Here is a 2,500-nt window from a genome sequence, read left to right on the forward strand (position 1 = left end):
AAGGACAGTGAAGTCAGACCGGAAGGACTGGTGGAGTGCTTAGAAGTGAGAATGCCGGTATGAGTAGCGAAAGACGGGTGAGAATCCCGTCCACCGAATGCCTAAGGTTTCCTGAGGAAGGCTCGTCCGCTCAGGGTTAGTCAGGACCTAAGCCGAGGCCGACAGGCGTAGGCGATGGACAACAGGTTGATATTCCTGTACCACCTCTTTATCGTTTGAGCAATGGAGGGACGCAGAAGGATAGAAGAAGCGTGCGATTGGTTGTGCACGTCCAAGCAGTTAGGCTGATAAGTAGGCAAATCCGCTTATCGTAAAGGCTGAGCTGTGATGGGGAAGCTCCTTATGGAGCGAAGTCTTTGATTCCCCGCTGCCAAGAAAAGCTTCTAGCGAGATAAAAGGTGCCTGTACCGCAAACCGACACAGGTAGGCGAGGAGAGAATCCTAAGGTGTGCGAGAGAACTCTGGTTAAGGAACTCGGCAAAATGACCCCGTAACTTCGGGAGAAGGGGTGCTTTCTTAACGGAAAGCCGCAGTGAATAGGCCCAAGCGACTGTTTAGCAAAAACACAGCTCTCTGCGAAGCCGTAAGGCGAAGTATAGGGGGTGACACCTGCCCGGTGCTGGAAGGTTAAGGAGAGGGGTTAGCGTAAGCGAAGCTCTGAACTGAAGCCCCAGTAAACGGCGGCCGTAACTATAACGGTCCTAAGGTAGCGAAATTCCTTGTCGGGTAAGTTCCGACCCGCACGAAAGGTGTAACGATTTGGGCACTGTCTCAACCAGAGACTCGGTGAAATTATAGTACCTGTGAAGATGCAGGTTACCCGCGACAGGACGGAAAGACCCCGTGGAGCTTTACTGTAGCCTGATATTGAATTTTGGTACAGTTTGTACAGGATAGGCGGGAGCCTTTGAAACCGGAGCGCTAGCTTCGGTGGAGGCGCTGGTGGGATACCGCCCTGACTGTATTGAAATTCTAACCTACGGGTCTTATCGACCCGGGAGACAGTGTCAGGTGGGCAGTTTGACTGGGGCGGTCGCCTCCTAAAGTGTAACGGAGGCGCCCAAAGGTTCCCTCAGAATGGTTGGAAATCATTCGTAGAGTGCAAAGGCATAAGGGAGCTTGACTGCGAGACCTACAAGTCGAGCAGGGACGAAAGTCGGGCTTAGTGATCCGGTGGTTCCGCATGGAAGGGCCATCGCTCAACGGATAAAAGCTACCCCGGGGATAACAGGCTTATCTCCCCCAAGAGTCCACATCGACGGGGAGGTTTGGCACCTCGATGTCGGCTCATCGCATCCTGGGGCTGTAGTCGGTCCCAAGGGTTGGGCTGTTCGCCCATTAAAGCGGTACGCGAGCTGGGTTCAGAACGTCGTGAGACAGTTCGGTCCCTATCCGTCGTGGGCGTAGGAAATTTGAGAGGAGCTGTCCTTAGTACGAGAGGACCGGGATGGACGCACCGCTGGTGTACCAGTTGTTCTGCCAAGGGCATAGCTGGGTAGCTATGTGCGGAAGGGATAAGTGCTGAAAGCATCTAAGCATGAAGCCCCCCTCAAGATGAGATTTCCCATAGCGTAAGCTAGTAAGATCCCTGAAAGATGATCAGGTTGATAGGTTCGAGGTGGAAGCATGGTGACATGTGGAGCTGACGAATACTAATAGATCGAGGACTTAACCATATAATATGTAGCAAATGTTATCTAGTTTTGAAAGAATATAAAAAACTTGTTGACTTTCAAAGTGAAATAAGTTACAATAATTCTTGTCTTAAATGAATACAGTCTGGTAATGATGGCAGAGAGGTCACACCCGTTCCCATACCGAACACGGAAGTTAAGCTCTCTAGCGCCGATGGTAGTTGGGACCTTGTCCCTGTGAGAGTAGGACGTTGCCAGGCAATCCGGAGGATTAGCTCAGCTGGGAGAGCACCTGCCTTACAAGCAGGGGGTCGGCGGTTCGATCCCGTCATCCTCCACCATTTAGCCGACTTAGCTCAATTGGTAGAGCAACTGACTTGTAATCAGTAGGTTGGGGGTTCAAGTCCTCTAGTCGGCACCAGTTTTTTATTGTAAGAGCCATTAGCTCAGTTGGTAGAGCATCTGACTTTTAATCAGAGGGTCGAAGGTTCGAGTCCTTCATGGCTCACCATTTTTAATGAATATGCGGGTGTGGCGGAATTGGCAGACGCACTAGACTTAGGATCTAGCGCCTTTGGCGTGGGGGTTCGACTCCCTTCACCCGCACTTTTAATGAAATAACTCAAACATGTCTTGCGGAAGTAGTTCAGTGGTAGAATACAACCTTGCCAAGGTTGGGGTCGCGGGTTCGAATCCCGTCTTCCGCTCCAATTTTCAATATGACATGCCGGGGTGGCGGAACAGGCAGACGCACAGGACTTAAAATCCTGCGGTGGGTGACCACCGTGCGGGTTCGACCCCCGCCCTCGGCACCATATGCGCCCGTAGCTCAATTGGATAGAGCGTTTGACTACGGATCAAGAGGT

General features: G+C 51.7%; 7 tRNA genes and 2 rRNA genes (2 of these 9 cut by a window edge). All 9 read left to right on the plus strand.

Going from position 1 to position 2,500, the window contains the following annotated elements:
* A 23S ribosomal RNA gene (locus NST14_RS00440) occupies positions 1-1,676 on the plus strand; it begins 1,247 nt to the left of the window's first position.
* Between the two features lie 102 nt (positions 1,677-1,778).
* Positions 1,779-1,894: ribosomal RNA gene (gene rrf / locus NST14_RS00445) — 5S ribosomal RNA — on the plus strand.
* A gap of 5 nt (positions 1,895-1,899) precedes the next feature.
* Positions 1,900-1,975: transfer RNA gene (locus NST14_RS00450), tRNA-Val, on the plus strand.
* Positions 1,976-1,979: 4 nt separating this feature from the next.
* A tRNA-Thr gene (locus tag NST14_RS00455) sits at positions 1,980-2,055 on the plus strand.
* Positions 2,056-2,069: 14 nt separating this feature from the next.
* Positions 2,070-2,145, plus strand: a tRNA-Lys gene (locus tag NST14_RS00460).
* Between the two features lie 14 nt (positions 2,146-2,159).
* Positions 2,160-2,240 (plus strand) — tRNA-Leu (locus NST14_RS00465).
* Between the two features lie 29 nt (positions 2,241-2,269).
* Positions 2,270-2,344, plus strand: a tRNA-Gly gene (locus tag NST14_RS00470).
* 16 nt (positions 2,345-2,360) lie between these two features.
* A tRNA-Leu gene (locus NST14_RS00475) sits at positions 2,361-2,449 on the plus strand.
* 3 nt (positions 2,450-2,452) lie between these two features.
* Positions 2,453-2,500, plus strand: a tRNA-Arg gene (locus NST14_RS00480); it runs 26 nt beyond the window's last position.

The organism is Bacillus sp. FSL W8-0519, from assembly GCF_038005585.1.
GTDB classification, from domain to species: domain Bacteria; phylum Bacillota; class Bacilli; order Bacillales; family Bacillaceae_G; genus Bacillus_A; species Bacillus_A paranthracis.